16 protein-coding genes are annotated in these 17,404 nt (G+C 57.9%); 7 read left to right on the top strand and 9 right to left on the bottom strand.

Annotated elements, in window-relative coordinates:
* Positions 1 to 40: 40 nt before the first annotated feature.
* Positions 41 to 841, bottom strand: coding sequence for a 4-hydroxy-tetrahydrodipicolinate reductase (gene dapB, locus L991_RS09430; RefSeq protein WP_047394528.1), 801 nt, complete (start codon positions 839 to 841; stop codon positions 41 to 43).
* Entirely contained in the window at positions 842 to 1,309 is a 468-nt protein-coding gene (locus tag L991_RS09425) for an outer membrane protein assembly factor BamE (RefSeq protein WP_081986612.1), read from the bottom strand.
* Between the two features lie 103 nt (positions 1,310 to 1,412).
* On the opposite strand from L991_RS09425, the gene fur reads away from it, so the two are divergent.
* From fur to L991_RS09410, 3 genes are read left to right on the top strand one after another with little or no spacing between them, the layout of a single operon-like run.
* Positions 1,413 to 1,838, top strand: coding sequence for a ferric iron uptake transcriptional regulator (fur, locus tag L991_RS09420; RefSeq protein WP_047394701.1), 426 nt, complete (start codon positions 1,413 to 1,415; stop codon positions 1,836 to 1,838).
* A gap of 3 nt (positions 1,839 to 1,841) precedes the next feature.
* Positions 1,842 to 2,552 carry a leucyl/phenylalanyl-tRNA--protein transferase gene (gene aat, locus L991_RS09415; RefSeq protein WP_047394526.1) on the top strand — a complete coding sequence of 237 codons (711 nt, stop codon included), beginning with the start codon at positions 1,842 to 1,844 and terminating at the stop codon, positions 2,550 to 2,552.
* A gap of 9 nt (positions 2,553 to 2,561) precedes the next feature.
* The gene (locus L991_RS09410; RefSeq protein WP_028448537.1) at positions 2,562 to 3,296 is read left to right on the top strand and encodes an arginyltransferase; all 735 of its coding nucleotides are present in this window, start codon (positions 2,562 to 2,564) and stop codon (positions 3,294 to 3,296) included.
* Positions 3,297 to 3,342: 46 nt separating this feature from the next.
* Here the strand turns inward: L991_RS09410 and L991_RS09405 are convergent, their stop codons facing one another.
* The 3 genes from L991_RS09405 to L991_RS09395 all read right to left on the bottom strand — a co-directional run bounded on the left by L991_RS09405 (position 3,343) and on the right by L991_RS09395 (position 5,694).
* Positions 3,343 to 3,882: an NADPH-dependent FMN reductase gene (locus L991_RS09405; RefSeq protein WP_047394523.1), complete on the bottom strand. Its 540-nt coding sequence runs from the start codon at positions 3,880 to 3,882 to the stop codon at positions 3,343 to 3,345.
* Between the two features lie 70 nt (positions 3,883 to 3,952).
* The gene (locus L991_RS09400) at positions 3,953 to 4,690 is read right to left on the bottom strand and encodes an alpha/beta fold hydrolase (protein ID WP_047394520.1); all 738 of its coding nucleotides are present in this window, start codon (positions 4,688 to 4,690) and stop codon (positions 3,953 to 3,955) included.
* Positions 4,687 to 5,694, bottom strand: a complete 1,008-nt coding sequence (locus L991_RS09395) for a M14 family zinc carboxypeptidase (protein ID WP_047394518.1) — start codon at positions 5,692 to 5,694, stop codon at positions 4,687 to 4,689. Before L991_RS09395 ends, L991_RS09400 begins: the two co-directional genes overlap by 4 nt.
* Before the next feature lie 144 nt (positions 5,695 to 5,838).
* Here L991_RS09395 and L991_RS09390 point away from each other — a divergent pair, with 144 nt between their 5' ends.
* Both L991_RS09390 and L991_RS09385 read left to right on the top strand, forming a co-directional pair.
* Positions 5,839 to 6,936 (top strand): enoyl-CoA hydratase/isomerase family protein, encoded by a 1,098-nt coding sequence (locus tag L991_RS09390; protein ID WP_052190777.1) that lies wholly within the window; start codon positions 5,839 to 5,841, stop codon positions 6,934 to 6,936.
* A 68-nt stretch (positions 6,937 to 7,004) separates the two neighbouring features.
* Positions 7,005 to 7,685 carry a Bax inhibitor-1/YccA family protein gene (locus tag L991_RS09385; RefSeq protein ID WP_047394515.1) on the top strand — a complete coding sequence of 227 codons (681 nt, stop codon included), beginning with the start codon at positions 7,005 to 7,007 and terminating at the stop codon, positions 7,683 to 7,685.
* A gap of 483 nt (positions 7,686 to 8,168) precedes the next feature.
* On the opposite strand, the gene clpB is transcribed toward L991_RS09385, so the two are convergent.
* The 4 genes from clpB to L991_RS09365 form a co-directional block, all read right to left on the bottom strand.
* The gene (gene clpB / locus L991_RS09380; RefSeq protein ID WP_047394513.1) at positions 8,169 to 10,745 is read right to left on the bottom strand and encodes an ATP-dependent chaperone ClpB; all 2,577 of its coding nucleotides are present in this window, start codon (positions 10,743 to 10,745) and stop codon (positions 8,169 to 8,171) included.
* Positions 10,746 to 10,936: 191 nt separating this feature from the next.
* Positions 10,937 to 11,593: an OmpA family protein gene (locus L991_RS09375; protein ID WP_028448543.1), complete on the bottom strand. Its 657-nt coding sequence runs from the start codon at positions 11,591 to 11,593 to the stop codon at positions 10,937 to 10,939.
* Between the two features lie 91 nt (positions 11,594 to 11,684).
* Positions 11,685 to 13,271 carry a diguanylate cyclase gene (locus L991_RS16530; RefSeq protein WP_052190776.1) on the bottom strand — a complete coding sequence of 529 codons (1,587 nt, stop codon included), beginning with the start codon at positions 13,269 to 13,271 and terminating at the stop codon, positions 11,685 to 11,687.
* Positions 13,255 to 14,904, bottom strand: coding sequence for a hypothetical protein (locus tag L991_RS09365; protein ID WP_156129036.1), 1,650 nt, complete (start codon positions 14,902 to 14,904; stop codon positions 13,255 to 13,257). Before L991_RS09365 ends, L991_RS16530 begins: the two co-directional genes overlap by 17 nt.
* A 78-nt stretch (positions 14,905 to 14,982) precedes the next feature.
* Between L991_RS09365 and L991_RS09360 the strand changes: the two genes are divergently transcribed.
* Together L991_RS09360 and L991_RS09355 are read left to right on the top strand one after the other, a co-directional pair.
* Positions 14,983 to 16,386 carry a UDP-glucose/GDP-mannose dehydrogenase family protein gene (locus L991_RS09360; protein ID WP_081986611.1) on the top strand — a complete coding sequence of 468 codons (1,404 nt, stop codon included), beginning with the start codon at positions 14,983 to 14,985 and terminating at the stop codon, positions 16,384 to 16,386.
* Between the two features lie 97 nt (positions 16,387 to 16,483).
* Positions 16,484 to 17,401, top strand: coding sequence for a lytic transglycosylase domain-containing protein (locus L991_RS09355; RefSeq protein WP_081986610.1), 918 nt, complete (start codon positions 16,484 to 16,486; stop codon positions 17,399 to 17,401).
* Positions 17,402 to 17,404 lie beyond the last annotated feature (3 nt).

The following is a 17,404-nucleotide window of genomic DNA, read 5'->3' as shown; positions in this document are numbered from 1 at the left end:
GGCCTCGCTTTTTTCATATCTACCGCTCTACTGAAGTGGCTTATTTCAGCCCTAATACATCCTGCATATCATAATGACCGCTGGTTTTGCTGGCCAAAAAACGTGCCGCGCGCAAGCTGCCTTGCGCATAGATGGTGCGGTTGCTGGCTTTGTGAGTGATTTCTACGCGCTCACCGGCGCCGGCAAAGACCACCGTGTGGTCGCCAATCACATCGCCGCCGCGTAAGGTGGCAAAGCCGATGGTGCCATCTTTGCGCTCGCCGGTAATCCCTTCGCGTGACCACACGGCAATGTCTTTCAGGGCTTTATCCCAAGCGCGCGTCACCGCCTCACCCATGGCAATCGCGGTGCCTGATGGGGCGTCAACTTTGTGTTTGTGGTGCATTTCCACGATTTCAACGTCGTAGCCCTGGTTCAATACCCCTGCCGCAACTTCGAGGAGCTTGAAGACCAGATTAACCCCCACGCTCATATTGTAGGCCGACACAATCGCGATCTGGCTCGCCGCAGCCGCGATAGCAGCACGGCCGGCTTCGTCAAAACCGGTGGTGCCAATAATCATGTTCACGCCGAATTGCTGACAAGCCGCGAGATGCGCCAAGGTGGCTTCCGGGCGGGTGAAATCAATGATCACATCCGCACCTTGCAGGGCGGCCAGATCGGCGGTGATGGTGATGCCGCTGGTTTGGCCCAGAAAGGCGGTGGCGTCTTGGCCGATGCTTTCGCTGCCCGCGCGATCTAGGGCGGTATGCAATTGGGCATCAGGTGCATTCACGACGGCTTCGATCAGCATGCGGCCCATGCGGCCAGAAGCACCGGCAATGGCGATTTTCATCGTCATTTAGAATCCTTTATCAATCAGAGGTTTGACTTCGACTTGCTTGCTGTCTGGCGCACCGGGATTCACCTTGCTGCGCATCAGCTGATCATCGCTGACCACGGCGCTGGCTCGCACGCGCGCTTCTTTGCGGGCGGCCGGCTCAGGCAGTACTTCACCTTCCCAACGGGCCACCATATTATTTTCAAAGATGATCGAGAAACGCTTGTTCACTTTCACATCACCGCTTTTTTCATCGCGATAGATGTATTCCCAGCGGTCTTGATGGAAAGGATCGACCAACAGCGGGGTGCCGAGCAGGAAGCGAACCTGACTTTGCGTCATGCCGACTTTCAGATTTTCCAGCTGATCCATGGTGATCTGATTGCCTTGTGGAATATCCAGCTTGTAGGGCGTGAGAAAATTGACCACGCTGCAGCCGCCCAGGAAGAGGCTGCTCAGGAGGAGTGCAGTAGAAATTCTAGCCTTCATGCGTTTGCGCTTCACTGTATGGATCGGTGCGCGGCACCGCGAAACGCTATATGATAACCCTATTGCGCCAACACCGCACAGTGACACACGGGAAAAAATAACCATGAGCAAAGCCGCAGAATTGAAAGGGATGGGGCTGAAAGCCACCGGTCCGCGCCTGAAAATCCTGAATTTGTTTGAAACCAGTACCGAACGCCATCTGACGGCCGAAGATGTCTATCGCATGCTGATCGCCGAAGAAATCGATGTCGGTCTGGCCACCGTGTATCGCGTACTAACCCAATTCGAACAAGCCGGCATCCTGGTGCGCCATCATTTCGAAACCGGTAAATCGGTGTTTGAATTAAATCACGGCGAACACCATGACCATCTGGTGTGTGTGAAATGCGGCAAGGTTGAAGAATTTTACGATCCGGAAATCGAAGCTCGGCAAGATGCAATTGCCGAAAAACATGGCTTCCAGATTCAGGAACACGAGATGTATCTGTACGGCACCTGCGGCGATTGCCAGAGCAAGAGTAAAAAATAAACGATGATCCCGTGGCTGGATCATCGGCTGGAATTTCCGCCCCTGAGTCAGGCCTTGCCCGAGCCCAATGGGCTACTGGCTGCCGGTGGCGATTTAAGCCCGAACCGCATACTTGCCGCGTACCAACGCGGCATTTTTCCTTGGTTTATGCCGGGCGAGCCGATCTTGTGGTGGTCGCCCAACCCGCGCATGGTGCTGTATCCGGCCGAGCTGCATGTGCATCGTTCGCTTGATAAAGTGATTCGGAATAAAGCCTATCGGGTTACCTTTGATACGGCCTTTCACTTGGTGATGTCGGCGTGTGCCGAGCCGCGCGCGGGTCAGCCGGGCACGTGGATTTCGGCCGAAATGCTAGCGGCCTACACCGCCTTGCATGAGGCCGGTTTTGCCCACAGCATCGAATGCTGGATCGATGGTGAGCTGGCTGGCGGCCTGTATGGCATGGCCATCGGCAAAATGTTCTATGGTGAATCCATGTTCGCCCGCCGGCCCGATGCTTCAAAAATCGCCTTTGTGCATCTGGTGCGCTGGCTGGACGCACAAGGCTACGGCCTGATCGACTGTCAGATGTATACCGACCATTTGGCCCGTTTTGGCGCCCGCGAAATCCCCCGTGCGCAGTTTATGGCCAGTCTGGAGCGCCTGACCGCCCAGTATGTCGATCCCGGTCCGTGGTCGTACGATCACCAGGCCAGCGGCGCTGGCCCCGCGTAGGAAGCCACCATGAACGACACCTTTCGCAAACACACGGTGCAGCTGCAGTTTTACGCTACGGCGCCGTACCCCTGTAGCTATTTGCCCAATGAGTTGGCGCGCTCGCAGGTGGCGGTGCCCTCGGACCTGATCGATAGCGGTGTGTATAGCCAGCTGGTGGAGCAGGGCTTTCGCCGTAGCGGGCAATTTGTATATCGCCCCTGGTGTGATACCTGTAGCGCCTGTGTGCCGGTGCGATTACCGGTGGCAGATTTTCAACCTAGCCGCACTCAGCGGCGAGTGGCGCAGCGCAATCAGTCGCTGAAAGTGCGGCTGATTGAGCTTACTTTTCGCGAAGAGCATTTCCAGCTGTACCAGCGCTATCAGCGTCAGCGTCATCCGGGCGGGGGGATGGATCAGGACAACCGCGAGCAGTACGAGAGCTTTCTGCTGCGCAGCAATGTCTCAAGCGTGCTGGCCGAGTTTTTGCAGGATGGCGAAGTCTGTATGGTGAGCTTGATCGACCAGCTCGATGATGGGCTGTCCTCGGTGTACACCTTTTTCGAGCCTGATTGGCCGCAGCGCAGCTTAGGGGTGTACAACATTCTGTGGCAGATAGGCCTGGCGAAGCAGTTGGGGTTGCCCTATGTGTATCTGGGCTACTGGATCGATGGCTGTCGTAAGATGACTTACAAAACCCAATACCAGCCGATTGAAGGGCGGGTGAATGGGGTATGGCAACGCCTTGAGGGTATTGCCAGCTAGGCCTTGATTTAAAATAGCCTGCTGGCAATACATGGCGGGGTATAGCTTAATCTTTCAGCTTATTCGCCCACGCCGCCAGTGCGGCCAATTGCTGGCGGATATTTTCCTGCACTTTCTCATCCAGCACATTGCCATCCGCATCAAAGCCACCGGCAAAGGCATTGGCAAACACTTCCGGTTTATTCAGCGGATGCAAATCCACAAACACGCACACTTGGCGCAGATGATATTGCATACGCGAGGTACCCATGCCGCCGCCCGCGCCCATCAAGGCCACGGCTTTGCCGCCCAAAATGGCATTGCCTTCGGCGCGCGAGGCCCAGTCAATGGCGTTTTTCAGCGCTGGCGCGAGTGAATAGTTGTATTCGGGGCCAGCAAAAATATACGCGTCCGCTGCCTGCATTTGCTGCATTAGTTGCTGCACGGCGGCTGGCATCGGCGTGAGATCGGCGTTGTAAAACGGAATGGCCGACAGATCCGCGATTTCGATCTCCATGCCGGCTGGCGCATGGGCTTGGGCATAACGCAGCATGCCTTTATTGGCCGATTTTTCACGCAAACTACCGCAGATGGCGAGCACTTTCATGGTGGATATCCTGCTGTGGGGGAAAAGCTTAGCTTAGCCAATTCGGGTGACAGTACCAAGTCGGCTGCGCCTAGGCTGGCGCTGCGGCGAGCTGCGCGAGTAACCATTCCGGCGCGTCCAGTGGCAGATCGTGCCCAGCAGTGGGGTGGCTGCGCAGCGGGCAGCCCCAAGCCTGCGCCAGCACACTGGCGCAGCGGGGATCAACCAGTTGATCGGCCAGCCCCTGAATAATCTGTAGCGGTACCGCTGGTGCCTGGTGGGCCGGGCGAAACCGGGCGGCCGCCCAGAGCTGGCGCAGGACATTGGCCCGGCTCACCGGCGCTTCGCGCGCCCAGGCTTGCCAAGCGGCTAGCACGGCGGGCTCGGCGCGTTGGCTAGTAAGGGCCAGGATGGTGGCTTCGCGCGCTGCCGGGCTTTGCCCCAGCAAGCCAAGCAGACGCGGCCAGTTAGCCAGGCGCAGGCGTTGCCACGGCGGGCTGTAGCCGCGCAAGCTGGGGTTGATTAAGGTGCAATCGATAAAATCCGCTGGCCGCTGTTGGGCCCAGGCGCAGGCCACCATGGCGCCCAGCGAAATAGCCACTACCCGGTATGGCCCGCTAGCCCCTTGCTGGATCAGAGTTTGCTGCAGATACCCTGCCATCTCTTCAATGCGCAGCAAGCTACGCTGCTGGTAATGCTGGCCACAGCCGGGCCAATCGGGGCAGATGATGCGATCGTGTGGGTAGCGCGCTTGCAAGCGCGCCGGCCAATCGCCCCAGTGGCGCGCTTCGCGCATCAGGCCGCGCAATAACACCCAAGTGTTGCTCATGGCCGGTAATCCCAATATTGATAAGCGCGGGCCGCCAGCTCATGGCGCTGCTCACCGCGCGGCAGCCAATACGCATGATCATGCACGGCGCGAATTAAAAACTCGAATAAAACCAGATGCTTGCGCAAAACGCGCTGCTGCCGGTGCGGCACAATCGGGTTGAATAAACCCAGCAGCGATAACAGCTGGCGAGGATTTTTTTTGATCCATAACCAAGAGCCCAGTTCCAGCGTGAGCGGTAAAAACTGGCGCTGTCCGTGGCTGGCGTGTTGTAAATACAGGTAGTCCCAGATGTCGCCATGGGTGGTGTATTGGCGCGCCTGTGGCTCGATTAGATAGGGGTGATAGGGGTAGCTGTGCTGAAATAGCTCGGCCAGCGCATACACCTCGGGCAGCGCAGGCCAGGGCTGGCGGGTGTGAGCGTAGGGAAACCACAGCCGGTCGCGCAGGCCAAAGCCCGAATGGCAATCCAGCGCCAGACTAAACGGGCTACAGAGCAATTCGCGCTCTACCAGTTGGCACAATGCCTGGTTTTCCGCCGCCAGCGCGGCACCGGCCGGGCCACGATACCAGGGTAGATGGCGGCTCAGGCGCTGGCCGCCGACCAGCCAGGCCGGGCGTTGCGCGGCATCGAGTGGCGCATTGCGCATCAGATCGATTCCGGCGGGATTACACCGCCAGCCGCGCAGCATCCCGCCGGGATTGATCAGCGGCATAAACACCAAGCGCATGCGTTCCAATTTATGCTGCAGGCTGCTATCCCAATGCAGGCGCACCAGAATGCTGCGCAGCAGCGCCAGCACAATCTGGCAGCCAATGCGCTCCAGCCCATGCACGCCGCCAAAAAAGCCCAGCACTGGCGCTTCGGGGGCCGGATTGCCTAGCACCAGCGCATACAAAGGCCAATTTTCCTCGCCCACCGTGGCCAGTGTATGCACACGGGCGCTGGCGGGCGCTTGGTCGAGCAAGTCTTCCAGAGTTTCCAGTTCGGGTAGGCGGGGCATGGTCGGGGTCGTGGATGCAATCGCTCCACTATAGGCAGCGCTGGCCCTGCTTATGTTACAAGCCGCGCTATAAAGGAAATGACTGATTGAGCTGCCGAGAAGGCTACGGCTCAATCCAGGTTCGCTGACAGACGGAAGGATGGCATGACGGTACATGTTTCGGTATTGCAGGGGGCCAATGGCATGGCGCTGGGGTGTTTGGCGCTGAGCGCACCCGAGCGGATCAACGCCCAGAATCTGGCCATGGTGCGGCAAATGGCGGCGGCACTTAGTGCTTGGCAAGATGCTGACGACATCGCGGCGATTGTCATCATTGGCGCGGGTGAACGCGGCTTTTGCGCCGGTGGCGATCTTAAAGCCCTGTATCAGGCCATGACCGAGCCAGGCCAGCTGGCGGCAGGTGATGATTTTTTCCGTGAAGAATATTTGCTGTGCCACCGCTTGCGGCATTACCCCAAGCCGGTGTTGGCCTGGGGGCACGGCATTATCATGGGCGGGGGCTGGGGCGTGTTTGCTGCGGCTAGCCACCGCGTGGTCACGCCGGGTACGCGCCTAGCTATGCCGGAAACCGGGATTGGCCTGTTTCCGGATGTCTCGGCCAGCTGGTGGCTGCCCCGACTGGGCGACGGGCCAAGCTTGGGCCGCGTCTTGGGGCTGACAGGCGTTCCGATTCAGGCTGCTGATGCGCTGGTAGTCGGGGCCGCGCAATATCTGTTGCCGGCGGCAGATCGTCATGCCGTGCTCACCGCGCTTGCAACGCTGCCGTGGCAAGCGGCGGCGGCGGAAAATCATGCGCTACTGAGTGATTTTTTGCAGCACTGGCCGCAGGCAGAAGGCGCGCAGGCCTTGGATGCCGTCACTTGGGCAGCGCTACATAGCGCTACGGCGGCCGATGATCTTAGCGTCGTGCTGGCTGCCATTGCCACGTGGGCGGCCAGCGATAGCCCCTGGTGCCGGCATGCGGCGCAGCGGCTGGCGCAAGCTTCGCCCACCTCGGTGTGGCTGAGCTGGACTTTGCAGCAACGCGCCGCGCAGCAAACTTTGACGCAAACCGTGGCGCTGGAAACCTCGCTCGCGGCGGCGGCGCTGCGCTATGGGGATTTTCAGGCAGGGATTTATAGCACCCTGTATGCCCGGGGCGAGGCCCCGCGCTGGCAGGTGGCCGCGCCCTTTAGCGAGCCGGATGCCACGACTGCGGCGCAGTTTGCCGCATTGTGGGCAGAAAATACTTGCATGGCTTGAAACTTTTTCGCCTTTGCCGCATCTTAGCTGCAACGCGGCAAACCGCGAATAATTTATGGAGAGTTATCATGCACTACAATCCGGCCACTTACGGTAGCACGACCAGTGTTGCCGAGCGCAATCAAGTCTTGCGCAATACGTATTTCCTGTTGGCGCTGTCGATGCTGCCGACCGCCGCGGGCGCGATCTTCGGGATCTCGATCAAATTCGCGATGAGCCCGATGTTTGGCCTGCTGCTGTTTTTGGGTGTGAGCTTCGGTGCGTTCTACGCGATTGAAAAAACCAAACATTCCGCTGCTGGTGTCGGCATTTTGCTGGCCTGGACTGGCTTTATGGGTCTGTGGCTGAGCCAGATCCTGCAAGTGGCGCTGAAATTTAGCAATGGCGCTGAGATGATTGGCCTGGCCGCTGTCGGTACTGGCGCGATCTTCTTCACCTTGGCATCAATTGCGACCGTGACCAAAAAGGATTTCTCTTTCATGGGTAAATTCCTGCTGGTGGGCGCGGTAGTGCTGATGCTGGCGGCGATTGCCAATGTGTTCTTCGCGATTCCTGCCCTGTCGCTGACGATCTCTGCGGTGGCTGTGCTGCTGTTCTCGGCCTTCATCCTGTATGACGTAAGCCGCATTGTGAACGGTGGTGAAACCAACTACATCACCGCCACACTGAGCCTGTATCTAAACATTTACAATGTGTTCGTGAGCTTGCTGAATCTGCTGATGGCCTTCACCGGCAGCAGCCGCGACTAAGCACAGTTAGCCCAAAAAAGCCGCCCGCTGGGCGGCTTTTTTATTGGGTATTGCCATGAAATCTTTTAATTGATTGGCTTGCAAGGCAATACTGGCCATAGGTATCTTGCGGGTTGGCCTTGGCTGGGTAGCCGAAACAGTAGGCGCTGCGCTACTGCTGGTGGCCTGGCTGAATTCGTTAAGCCTTGAAACTGCACGCCGGTTGCGCTGGCGATTTTTGTCTTTCTCGAGCAGGGTAGACGTGAAAAAGCCCCCGCAAGCGGGGGACCAGGCTGCTGACAAAGTGGAAGCCACGATTTTCAAGTCTCGGCAAAGCCGAGCCTAGGAAATAAGGGCTTGAATCTGCAGCCTTGATGTTTTATTCCCACCCCTCCCGTCCCCTCCTTGAGGGGAGCCTCGCTTTGCGAGTGGGGTTTGTCATCAATCTGAGCCCCCGCAAGCGGGGGCTAGTTCAATGCAATCAGATTGAACGATGTTGTGCGCTTAGGCCTTGCTCAGTTGCATTACACCATCGCGTGCGCTAACGGCAATCGTGTCTTTCGGGCCAAATTCGCCGGCCAGAATCCGTTTCGCCAGTACGTTTTCCAGCTCGCTTTGAATCGCCCGTTTCAGTGGTCGCGCGCCGTACACCGGGTCAAACCCTGCCTCGGCGATCAAGTCCAGCGCACTGTCGGCAACCTCCAGGCCGATTTCCAGCTGCGCCAGCCTGCCAAGCAGTTTTTGCAGCTGAATCTGCGCAATATGGCGAATATGCGCTTGCTGCAAGCCATGGAACACCACCACCTCATCAATCCGGTTGACAAACTCGGGCCGGAAATGGGTTTTTACCTCAGCCATAACCGCCAGCTTGATCACCTGATAATCCGAATCGGCCAGGCGCTGAATATGCTCGCTGCCGAGGTTGGAAGTCATCACGACCACGGTGTTTCTAAAATCGACCGTGCGGCCTTGGCCATCGGTGAGGCGGCCGTCATCCAGTACTTGCAACAGGATATTAAATACATCCGGATGCGCTTTTTCGACTTCATCGAGCAAGATCACGCTATATGGTTTGCGGCGCACCAGCTCGGTTAAATAGCCGCCTTCTTCATAGCCCACGTAGCCCGGAGGCGCCCCGATTAGGCGGGCCACCGAGTGTTTTTCCATAAATTCGCTCATATCCACGCGAATCAGGTGTTCTTCCGAATCAAACAAAAATTCGGCCAGCGTTTTGCACAGCTCGGTTTTACCCACCCCGGTCGGGCCAAGGAACAGGAAAGAGCCATAGGGCCGGTTCGGGTCACCCAGCCCCGCGCGCGAGCGGCGAATGGCATCGGCCACTAGTCGCACGGCTTCATCTTGGCCGACCACGCGCTGATGCAGGACGTCTTCCATTTGCAGCAGTTTTTCACGTTCGCCTTGCAGCATTTTGCTGACCGGAATGCCGGTGGCGCGGCTGACCACTTCGGCGATTTCTTCGGCGCCCACCTGGGTGCGCAAGAGCTTATTGCTGCTGCCGCTGGTTTCCGAGGCTTCGGCGGCTTTGAGCTTGGCTTCCAGCTGCGGCAGCTGGCCGTATTGCAGCTCGGACACGCGCTGCCATTCGCCAGCGCGTTTCAGGCTGTCCATCTGGTTTTTCAGACGCTCGATTTCTTCGCGGATGGCCTGACTGCCCAGCACGCTGGCTTTTTCGGCTTTCCAGATTTCTTCCAGATCGGAATACTCCACCTCCAGCTTGCTGATTTCGTCTTCGATCAGCGCCAGGCGTTTTTGGCTGGCTTCGTCTTTTTCGCGTTTCACAGCTTCGCGTTCGATTTTCAGCTGGATAAGCCGGCGATCGAGTTTGTCCATCACCTCGGGCTTGCTGTCGATTTCCATTTTGATCTTCGCCGCGGCTTCGTCGATCAGATCAATGGCCTTATCCGGTAGGAAGCGATCGGTAATGTAGCGGTGGCTAAGCTCTGCCGCCGCCACAATCGCCGGGTCGGTGATATCCACACCGTGGTGGATTTCGTATTTTTCCTGCAAGCCGCGCAAAATGGCGATGGTGTCTTCCACGCTAGGCTCACCCACCAGAACTTTCTGGAAGCGGCGCTCCAGCGCGGCGTCTTTTTCGACGTATTTGCGGTATTCATCCAGGGTAGTGGCGCCGATACAATGCAGCTCACCGCGCGCCAGGGCTGGTTTGAGCATATTGCCGGCATCCATCGCGCCCTCGGCTTTGCCAGCGCCCACCATGGTGTGTAGCTCATCGATAAAGATGATGTTATTGCCTTCATCTTTGGCCAATTCATTCAGGACGGCTTTCAAGCGCTCTTCAAATTCACCCCGGTATTTGGCGCCAGCCAGCAGCGCCGCTAGGTCCAGTGCCAATACCCGCTTGTGTTTCAGTGAATCAGGCACTTCGCCATTCACGATCCGCTGCGCCAGCCCTTCGACAATGGCGGTTTTACCCACGCCGGGCTCACCGATCAGTACGGGGTTGTTTTTGCTGCGGCGCTGCAAAACCTGAATTGCACGGCGAATTTCATCATCACGGCCGATGACCGGATCCAGCTTGCCGGCGCGGGCGCGCTCGGTGAGATCTAGGCAATATTTGCTCAGGGCTTCGCGCTGTTGTTCGGCGTCGGCGCTGTTGACACTTTCGCCACCCCGCACGGCCTCTACCGCCGCCAGAATGGCTTCCTTGCTGCCACCCTGTTCTTTGAGTAGCCGCCCGGTTTCGCTTTTATCGTCCGCCAGTGCCAATAAAAAGAGATCGCTGGAAATAAACTGATCGCCCCGTTGTAGCGCGGCTTTATCGGTGGCATTGAGTAGCCGGCCTAGCTCTTTGCCCACGGCTAGCTCCTCTTGCCCTTGTACTTTAGGTAGCCGTTTCACTGCGGCATCCAGGGCCGTGCGCAAAGGTTGTACATTCACCCCCGCGCGGGCCAGCAGGGCGGCGGCCCCCGAGTCGGCATCATTCAGTAAGGCCAGCAGCAAATGCTGTGGCTCGATAAATGGGTTGTCATTGGCATTGGCCATGCTTTGCGCATCGGCCAGCGCCTGCTGAAATTTGGTTGTGAGTTTGTCGATTCGCATGATGTCACCTGCAGGCCCGAAGGCCCTCCTTGGATTAGGGTTGTTAATCCCTAGATGATTGCCGGTTTTTTGAAAATCAAGAGCCCATCGAACTGTGCGCTGCTGGCCGCGGCTGGCGTAAGGGGGGAGGGGGCTTTTGCAGAACGAAAAAAAGCCAGCCCGTAGGCTGGCTAGCTCGGCGCAGGGCCAATTTATTGCTGAGCTTGTGCAGGCTCAGCCACGAAGATTTCCACGCGGCGGTTTTGGGCGCGACCGGCCACGGTACTGTTATCCGCCACTGGCTCGTAAGAACCACGGCCTTCAATGCGCATGCGGCCACCGGCTACGCCACGCTGCAGCAGATATTCCTGCACCGCGCCGGCCCGGTTGACCGACAGCGGATTATTGATGGCATCGCTACCGGTATTGTCGGTGTGGCCCACAATGCGGACTTGCGTCACGGCATTCTGGTTCAGCGTTTGGCCGAGTTTATCCAGAATCGGGCGCATGTTCGGTTTGATCGAGTATTTGCCGGTATCAAACGAGAAGTCGCTAGGCACATCCAGCTTCAGCTCGTTATTTGGGGTTTTGGTGACTTCAATACCGGTGTTTTTGGTCGCTTCTTCCATTTCTTTGCGCTGTTTTTCCATGTGCGCAGACCAAGCATAACCACCAATCGCACCAATCGCTGCGCCAATGGCTGCATCGCGGCCAGTGTGGCTGCCTTTAGAAGCTTTACTAATCACCGCGCCGGCGGCTGCACCGCCGAGGGCACCGATCATCGCCCCTTGCTGTTCAGGCGTCAGGTTGGCGCAACCACTGAGGGCGACGCTAGCGGCGATTACGGCGGTCAGGATTTTCTGTTTCATCTTGCAGCTCCTTGTCGTTAATGTGCGGAATGTACCCAAAGTTTATGAATTTATCTGTAACTAATTGGCATATTCGGTGTGAACTAGCCGGCTAGGCAGCAAATACGCGGTCGCGCCCCGCGGCTTTGGCCTGATAGAGATGTAGATCGGCGCGCTTGAGTAAGCTCGCGCTGTCTTCGCCGGCTTGGCGGCAGGCGGCGCCGATACTACAGCTCATACGGGCCGGGCCATCGCCGAGCTGTGCCCAGGCAAATTGGGCCAGTTGCAGCCGGATTCGTTCCGCCACATTGCTGGCCGCGGCGAGTGGTGCACCGGGTAGCAGCACGCAAAACTCTTCGCCCCCATAGCGCGCTACAAATTCTCCTTGCCGGCAGGCGCGCACAATGAGCTGGGCCGCCGCTTGCAGCACTTTATCGCCCATCTGGTGCGAAAACTGGTCATTCACCGCTTTGAAGTGATCAAGATCGATCATCAGCAGGCTGAAATCTTGCTGCTGCAAATCGGCCAGCTCAAATTCGCGCACAATGCGCTGATCGAGCGCGCGGCGGTTAAACACACCGGTAAGGGCGTCGGTTTCGGCCTTCTGGGTTAGCTGGGCGATTAAATCCTGGTGTTTGCGCAGGCGGCTGGTGAGCTCGACGTTTTCTTCTTGTGAGGTAGCGAGTTCCAGTTGCGCTTCGTATTGCCGGAGCTTTTTCAATACCCGCGATGATGGCGCCATTTTGCCGCTTTCGCGCTGCGCTTGCAGGCTGAGCTGGGTATAAGTTTGCATATGCGTTAGCGCCGCCAGATAGTTGCCCCGGTCTTTATGGATTTGATATTGCAGCTCATGGCATTGGCGTAAAAATAGGCTCGATTGCAAGGCGCTCGCCAATGCCTCGCTGCGGATCAGATGCGTGAGCGCACGCTCATCATCGCCGGCTTGGTGCCAGACCTTGCCGCTTTCCAGCTCGGCCAAGGCCAGCCCCCAGCTAAAATCCGCTTCCGTCGCCAGCTCAATGGCCCGCTCGAAGTGTAATTGCGCGGCCGGATAAAGCTCGCTACCGGCCAGTGTCATGCCAAAGTACAGCTCGATTTCACAGGTGCTGCGCTTGGGGTGACGCGCCCATGGCAGGTATTGGCGGGCGACTTCCAGCGTGGCGGCGGCTTTGCCAAATTCGCACAGCTTGATCAGATCGACCGCCAGACACACATAGGCTTCGCAGCTGGATTGATGGTTGGGCAGGCTGCAGACAATATCCACGGTGGCCAGATGGTGGTTTTTGGCATTGTGAAAGTCGTGCAGGCCAAAATAGGTTTTGCCCACACCTAAGTGGGCCAGCATGATGGCATTGCGATCACGGGTTTTGAGCCCCAGCTCGAAACAGGCCATCCAGGTCTGCATGGCTTTATCGACATTGCCCTGCACCAGATACAGGCTGGCCAAGGCATCTAGCCCGTAATCAAGCGCAAAATACTGTTTCTGGCGGCGACCATACAGGGTGGCGCGGGTAAGCAGGGGTTCGGCGGCGGCGTATTGCCAGGTATTGGCCAAGGCAATGCCATGTAGCAGCATCAATACTTGCCGCTCGCTGATGCTGCTGGCGGCTTTGCGCCGCGCGGGTAGCTCGGGCAGCAGGCTATACGGCTGGTGGATGGCTTGCTGCAACAGCGCTTTGTATTCAGGCCAAGGTGCCATCTTCGCCTCCGCTGGCTGGCCATTCCCACAGAGTGCTGAGCGGCTCGACGGTATAGTGGGTGGTATCAAAGAGCACCGTTTGTAACGTTAGGCTCAGCGGGTAGGGGCTTAAGGCCTGCTGCAGGCTCTCGGGCAGCTCTTGCTGCCAATCGCCTTCGCCCACCGGGTGCAGCAAAAAGCCAAAGCCTGGCAATCGGTAGATTTTTTGCGTGGCCGCCAGCACTTCGTGCGTGAGTAAATGATGCAGCTTTTGCAGTAATAAATCGGTACGCAAGGGGCCCAGTTGCTCGTTCAGCTGCCCTAGTGCATTTATGCGCAGCAAACAGGCCGGCAAGCGCTGCGCCGGATACACCTGCGCCAGCTGCGCTGGTAAATAGGCCTGTGTGACCGGGTCGAGCGTGGCCTTGGCTTGCAGCGTGGCTTCTAGGCGCTGGATTTTCTGCTCTAGCCCTCGCACCAGCTGGCGCTGTTTGATCTGGGCTAGCTGGTGCTCCAGCGTGCGCAATTGGCGCTGATGTTTTTCCTGATTTTTCAGCACAAACAGCTGTTCATTGCGCAGCGCAAAGTGGTGGTAGGCCTCTTGGGCGGCGAGCGCTGCAGCATAATTTTCGGCTTCAACATGAATATCGCGGATATGGCCGCAGATTTTTTGCTGCAGTAAACCCTGATCAAACAGCGACGCGGTAAACACTGCCGTTTCCAGCTGACCGATGGCGGTGTTATAGCGCTGCTGGCTGGCATGCAGCTGGGCAAGCTGGATACGATTCTGCGTTTGCCCCCACAAGAAATTAAATTGCTGATTGATTTGCAGTGAAATATTCAGCTGTTCCAGCGCGGCATTAAAGCGCTGCTGCTGCAAGAGCACCACGCCCTGATAGTGATGCAAGCTGGCTTTTTGCGCCGGATCGACTTCTTGGCGGTGATAGAGCTTGGCCCAGCAATCTTGCAGGATTTTCTCGGCTTCCGCGGTGTAACACTCGTTGCAATACAGCGAAAGCAGGTAATTCGCGGCTTTAAGCTCGATCTCGAATTCTGCACTGCGCAGCGCAAAATCATAGGCATGCTCGTAACAGGTTAGCGCCTGATCATGTTTACCCTGCACCTGAAAATAATTGCCCACGCCCAAATAGGCCTGCGCCACGATGTCCGGGTCTTGCTCGCCGTCGGTCAGTTGCAACACTTCAAGTTGAGTGTCGAGCGCCGGCAAAAAGCGATCCAGCGCCAGCTGGATTTGCGCCTGCATGAGCAAAGCGCGCAGATACAGGGTGGCGTGCTGATCCATCCAGCGTAGCGCCTGGCGGATATGCCGCTGCGCCGTGGCAAAATCATTCACTCCCCAGCTGGCCCAGGCGATCAAATAGTGGGTATGTGCGCACACGCCTTGATCTGCGGGGTGTTCACGCAGATACATCAGTAGTAGTGGCAGGGCGGTATGACTATGCCCATGCTGAATCTGATCGGTAAACGCTTGTAATTGCGCGTTTACATCCTCGTGCGGCATGCCTGTGAACTCCGGCGCTCGGGGCGCAGTAGGGGTTTTCAGATTAGTCGATTCGTCATCAAACCGCAGTTGGGGGAAGGCGGTAGCGCAGTTTAACGGCGCAATGTCGTTGATTTGCCAAGAAAATGTCATTTTTTGTTCTTTTTTGTGTCGTCGAACTGTCACTGCGATGCCGTACAACTATGCCCAATTCACTGTGGAGCGAGTGCGATGCGGATTACTGTCATTGGATCGGGCTATGTGGGGCTGGTTACCGGGGCCTGTTTGGCCGAATACGGTAACGAGGTGGTGTGTTTGGATCTGGATGAGGCCAAGGTCGCCCAGCTGCAGGCGGGCGGGGTGCCGATTTATGAGCCGGGGCTGGATGCGCTGATCAGCCGCAATGTTGCGGCCAACCGTTTGCGCTTTACCAGTGATATCGCCGAATCGGTAGCGCATGGCACCATTCAATTTATCGCCGTTGGCACGCCACCGGATGAAGACGGCTCGGCCGATCTGCAATATGTATTGGCTGCCGCCAGCAATATTGGCCAGCACATGAATGAATACAAAGTCATCGTGAATAAATCCACCGTGCCGGTGGGCACCGCTGATCTGGTGCGCGAGGCGATTCAGCTGCAGCTGGATTTACGCGGCAAGCGCAGCAGTTTTAGCGTGGTATCCAACCCCGAATTTTTGAAAGAGGGCGCCGCGATTGACGACTTTATGCGCCCCGACCGGATCGTGATCGGCACCGATGACGAAACCGCCAAAGACCTGATGCAGTCGATTTACGCGCCGCTGGTGCGCAATCACGACCGGATTTTGGCGATGGATATCCGCTCGGCCGAGCTCACCAAATACGCCGCCAATGCCATGCTGGCCACGCGCATTTCCTTTATGAACGAGCTGGCCAATCTGGCTGAAGTGCTAGGCGCCGACATCGAATGGGTGCGTAAAGGCATCGGTTCTGATCCGCGCATTGGCTACCACTTTTTGTATCCGGGCGTGGGCTATGGCGGCTCGTGTTTCCCGAAAGATGTGCAAGCGCTGCAGCGCACTGCCAGCCAGCATGGGCGCACGCTGAATATTCTTGCGGCTGTGGATGAAACCAATGCCCGGCAAAAAACAGTGCTGCTGGAGAAAATCCTGGCCCATTTTGGCCCTGATCTGCGCGGCCGGCATTTTGCACTGTGGGGGCTGGCCTTTAAGCCCGAAACCGATGATTTGCGCGAAGCCCCGAGCATGGTGCTGATCGAAGCCTTGCTGGCGCGTGGCGCCACGCTGTGCGCGCATGATCCGGTTGCCAATGATAAAGCCCGCGAACTTTTAGCCGGTTGCGCCGGCATCCGCTTTAGCGATTTGCCGCTCGATGCGCTGCCACAGGCGGATGCACTGATTATCGTGACCGAGTGGAAAGCCTTTCGCAGCCCTGATTTTCCGGCGATTAAGGCCGCGCTGCGCACGCCGATTATTTTCGATGGCCGCAATCTCTACGAGCCTAAACGCCTGCGCGCCGAGGGGCTGAGCTATTTCCCGATCGGGCGCGAGCAAATTAATCTGGGCACCTTTGCGGCCCCGGTGGTATTGGCTGAGCCTGCGAGCGCCGATCAGTCGCTGGTGGTGGCCGACTAGGCGTCAAAAACGACCTTTAACGCACTTTTCTTACAAGCGCAGCGCCGGCTTACGCTACACTCCGCAACCTGTATGCGGGTGGAATAAGGGGCGGGCGATGCGTGAGAGAAGCAAGTGCTGGGCGAGTGGGCGATCTGCTAGGGTCGGGCTAACCACGCTGGTGCTGCTCGCAGGTCTGAGCGGCGTGACGCTCGCTGCGCCAGCCGGACGCAGTCATAGCGCCAGCGCCCAAGCCACCCCAGCCGCCAGCCCCTTGCCCACGCTCACGCAGCAAGAAGCGGCTGATCCGTGGCAGGCGGCGTTGCAATATTGTCGCGCCGCCCGGCAGGGCGAGCTGGAGGCGCAATACCGGCTCGGCATGCTGTATGCCTTTGGCCTTGGGGTGCCGGCTGATCGCACTGCGGCAGCCAGCCTGTTTGCCGTGGCGGCGGCGCAGGGGCATCAGCAAGCGCAAGATATGCTCGAAACCGTGGCATTTCGCGGCGAACAATTACCTCCCTGCGTTTTAGCCGATGTCGCGCCGGCCAAAGCGCCCGTGGCGCCGGTGCCGGCCAGTCAGGTGGCGCTGAGCCAGACGCAAAAGAAAACCGCCCGCATCATTAGCCAGCTTGCCCGCTGGTATGGGGTCGACCCCGATTTTGCGCTCAGCATTGCCTTGGTGGAATCACAGCTGCGCCCCGATGCCATTTCGCCCAAGCAGGCGATGGGCGTGATGCAGCTCATCCCCGATACCGCTGAACGTTTTCAGGTGCAAGATGTATTTAATGTCAGCCAGAACGTCAAAGGTGGCATACGCTATTTGCGCGTGTTGCTCGACCGCTATCAAGGGCGGATTGATCTGGTATCGGCCGCATATAACGCAGGCGAGGGCACGGTGGATCGCTATCGCGGCGTACCGCCGTATCCGGAAACCCGCCAATATGTGAACAAGATTCAGCGCCTGTATCCGCCGGCGATTCATCGCCCCGATCAATATCGCTACAGCGCCAGCGCCAAGCTCAAACGCTGGCAATAAGCT

Source organism: Chitinibacter sp. ZOR0017 (genome assembly GCF_000799095.1).
Classification (GTDB): Bacteria; Pseudomonadota; Gammaproteobacteria; order Burkholderiales; family Chitinibacteraceae; genus Chitinibacter; species Chitinibacter tainanensis.
This window is presented reverse-complemented; position numbering and strand designations above follow the sequence as displayed.

Coding starts and splice junctions, on each gene's coding strand:
- dapB (WP_047394528.1), bottom strand. CDS start 841: ATGACGATGAAAATCGCCATTGCCGGTGCTTCTGGCCGCATGGGCCGC.
- L991_RS09425 (WP_081986612.1), bottom strand. CDS start 1,309: ATGAAGGCTAGAATTTCTACTGCACTCCTCCTGAGCAGCCTCTTCCTG.
- fur (WP_047394701.1), top strand. CDS start 1,413: ATGAGCAAAGCCGCAGAATTGAAAGGGATGGGGCTGAAAGCCACCGGT.
- aat (WP_047394526.1), top strand. CDS start 1,842: ATGATCCCGTGGCTGGATCATCGGCTGGAATTTCCGCCCCTGAGTCAG.
- L991_RS09410 (WP_028448537.1), top strand. CDS start 2,562: ATGAACGACACCTTTCGCAAACACACGGTGCAGCTGCAGTTTTACGCT.
- L991_RS09405 (WP_047394523.1), bottom strand. CDS start 3,882: ATGAAAGTGCTCGCCATCTGCGGTAGTTTGCGTGAAAAATCGGCCAAT.
- L991_RS09400 (WP_047394520.1), bottom strand. CDS start 4,690: ATGAGCAACACTTGGGTGTTATTGCGCGGCCTGATGCGCGAAGCGCGC.
- L991_RS09395 (WP_047394518.1), bottom strand. CDS start 5,694: ATGCCCCGCCTACCCGAACTGGAAACTCTGGAAGACTTGCTCGACCAA.
- L991_RS09390 (WP_052190777.1), top strand. CDS start 5,839: ATGACGGTACATGTTTCGGTATTGCAGGGGGCCAATGGCATGGCGCTG.
- L991_RS09385 (WP_047394515.1), top strand. CDS start 7,005: ATGCACTACAATCCGGCCACTTACGGTAGCACGACCAGTGTTGCCGAG.
- clpB (WP_047394513.1), bottom strand. CDS start 10,745: ATGCGAATCGACAAACTCACAACCAAATTTCAGCAGGCGCTGGCCGAT.
- L991_RS09375 (WP_028448543.1), bottom strand. CDS start 11,593: ATGAAACAGAAAATCCTGACCGCCGTAATCGCCGCTAGCGTCGCCCTC.
- L991_RS16530 (WP_052190776.1), bottom strand. CDS start 13,271: ATGGCACCTTGGCCTGAATACAAAGCGCTGTTGCAGCAAGCCATCCAC.
- L991_RS09365 (WP_156129036.1), bottom strand. CDS start 14,904: ATGACATTTTCTTGGCAAATCAACGACATTGCGCCGTTAAACTGCGCT.
- L991_RS09360 (WP_081986611.1), top strand. CDS start 14,983: ATGCGGATTACTGTCATTGGATCGGGCTATGTGGGGCTGGTTACCGGG.
- L991_RS09355 (WP_081986610.1), top strand. CDS start 16,484: ATGCGTGAGAGAAGCAAGTGCTGGGCGAGTGGGCGATCTGCTAGGGTC.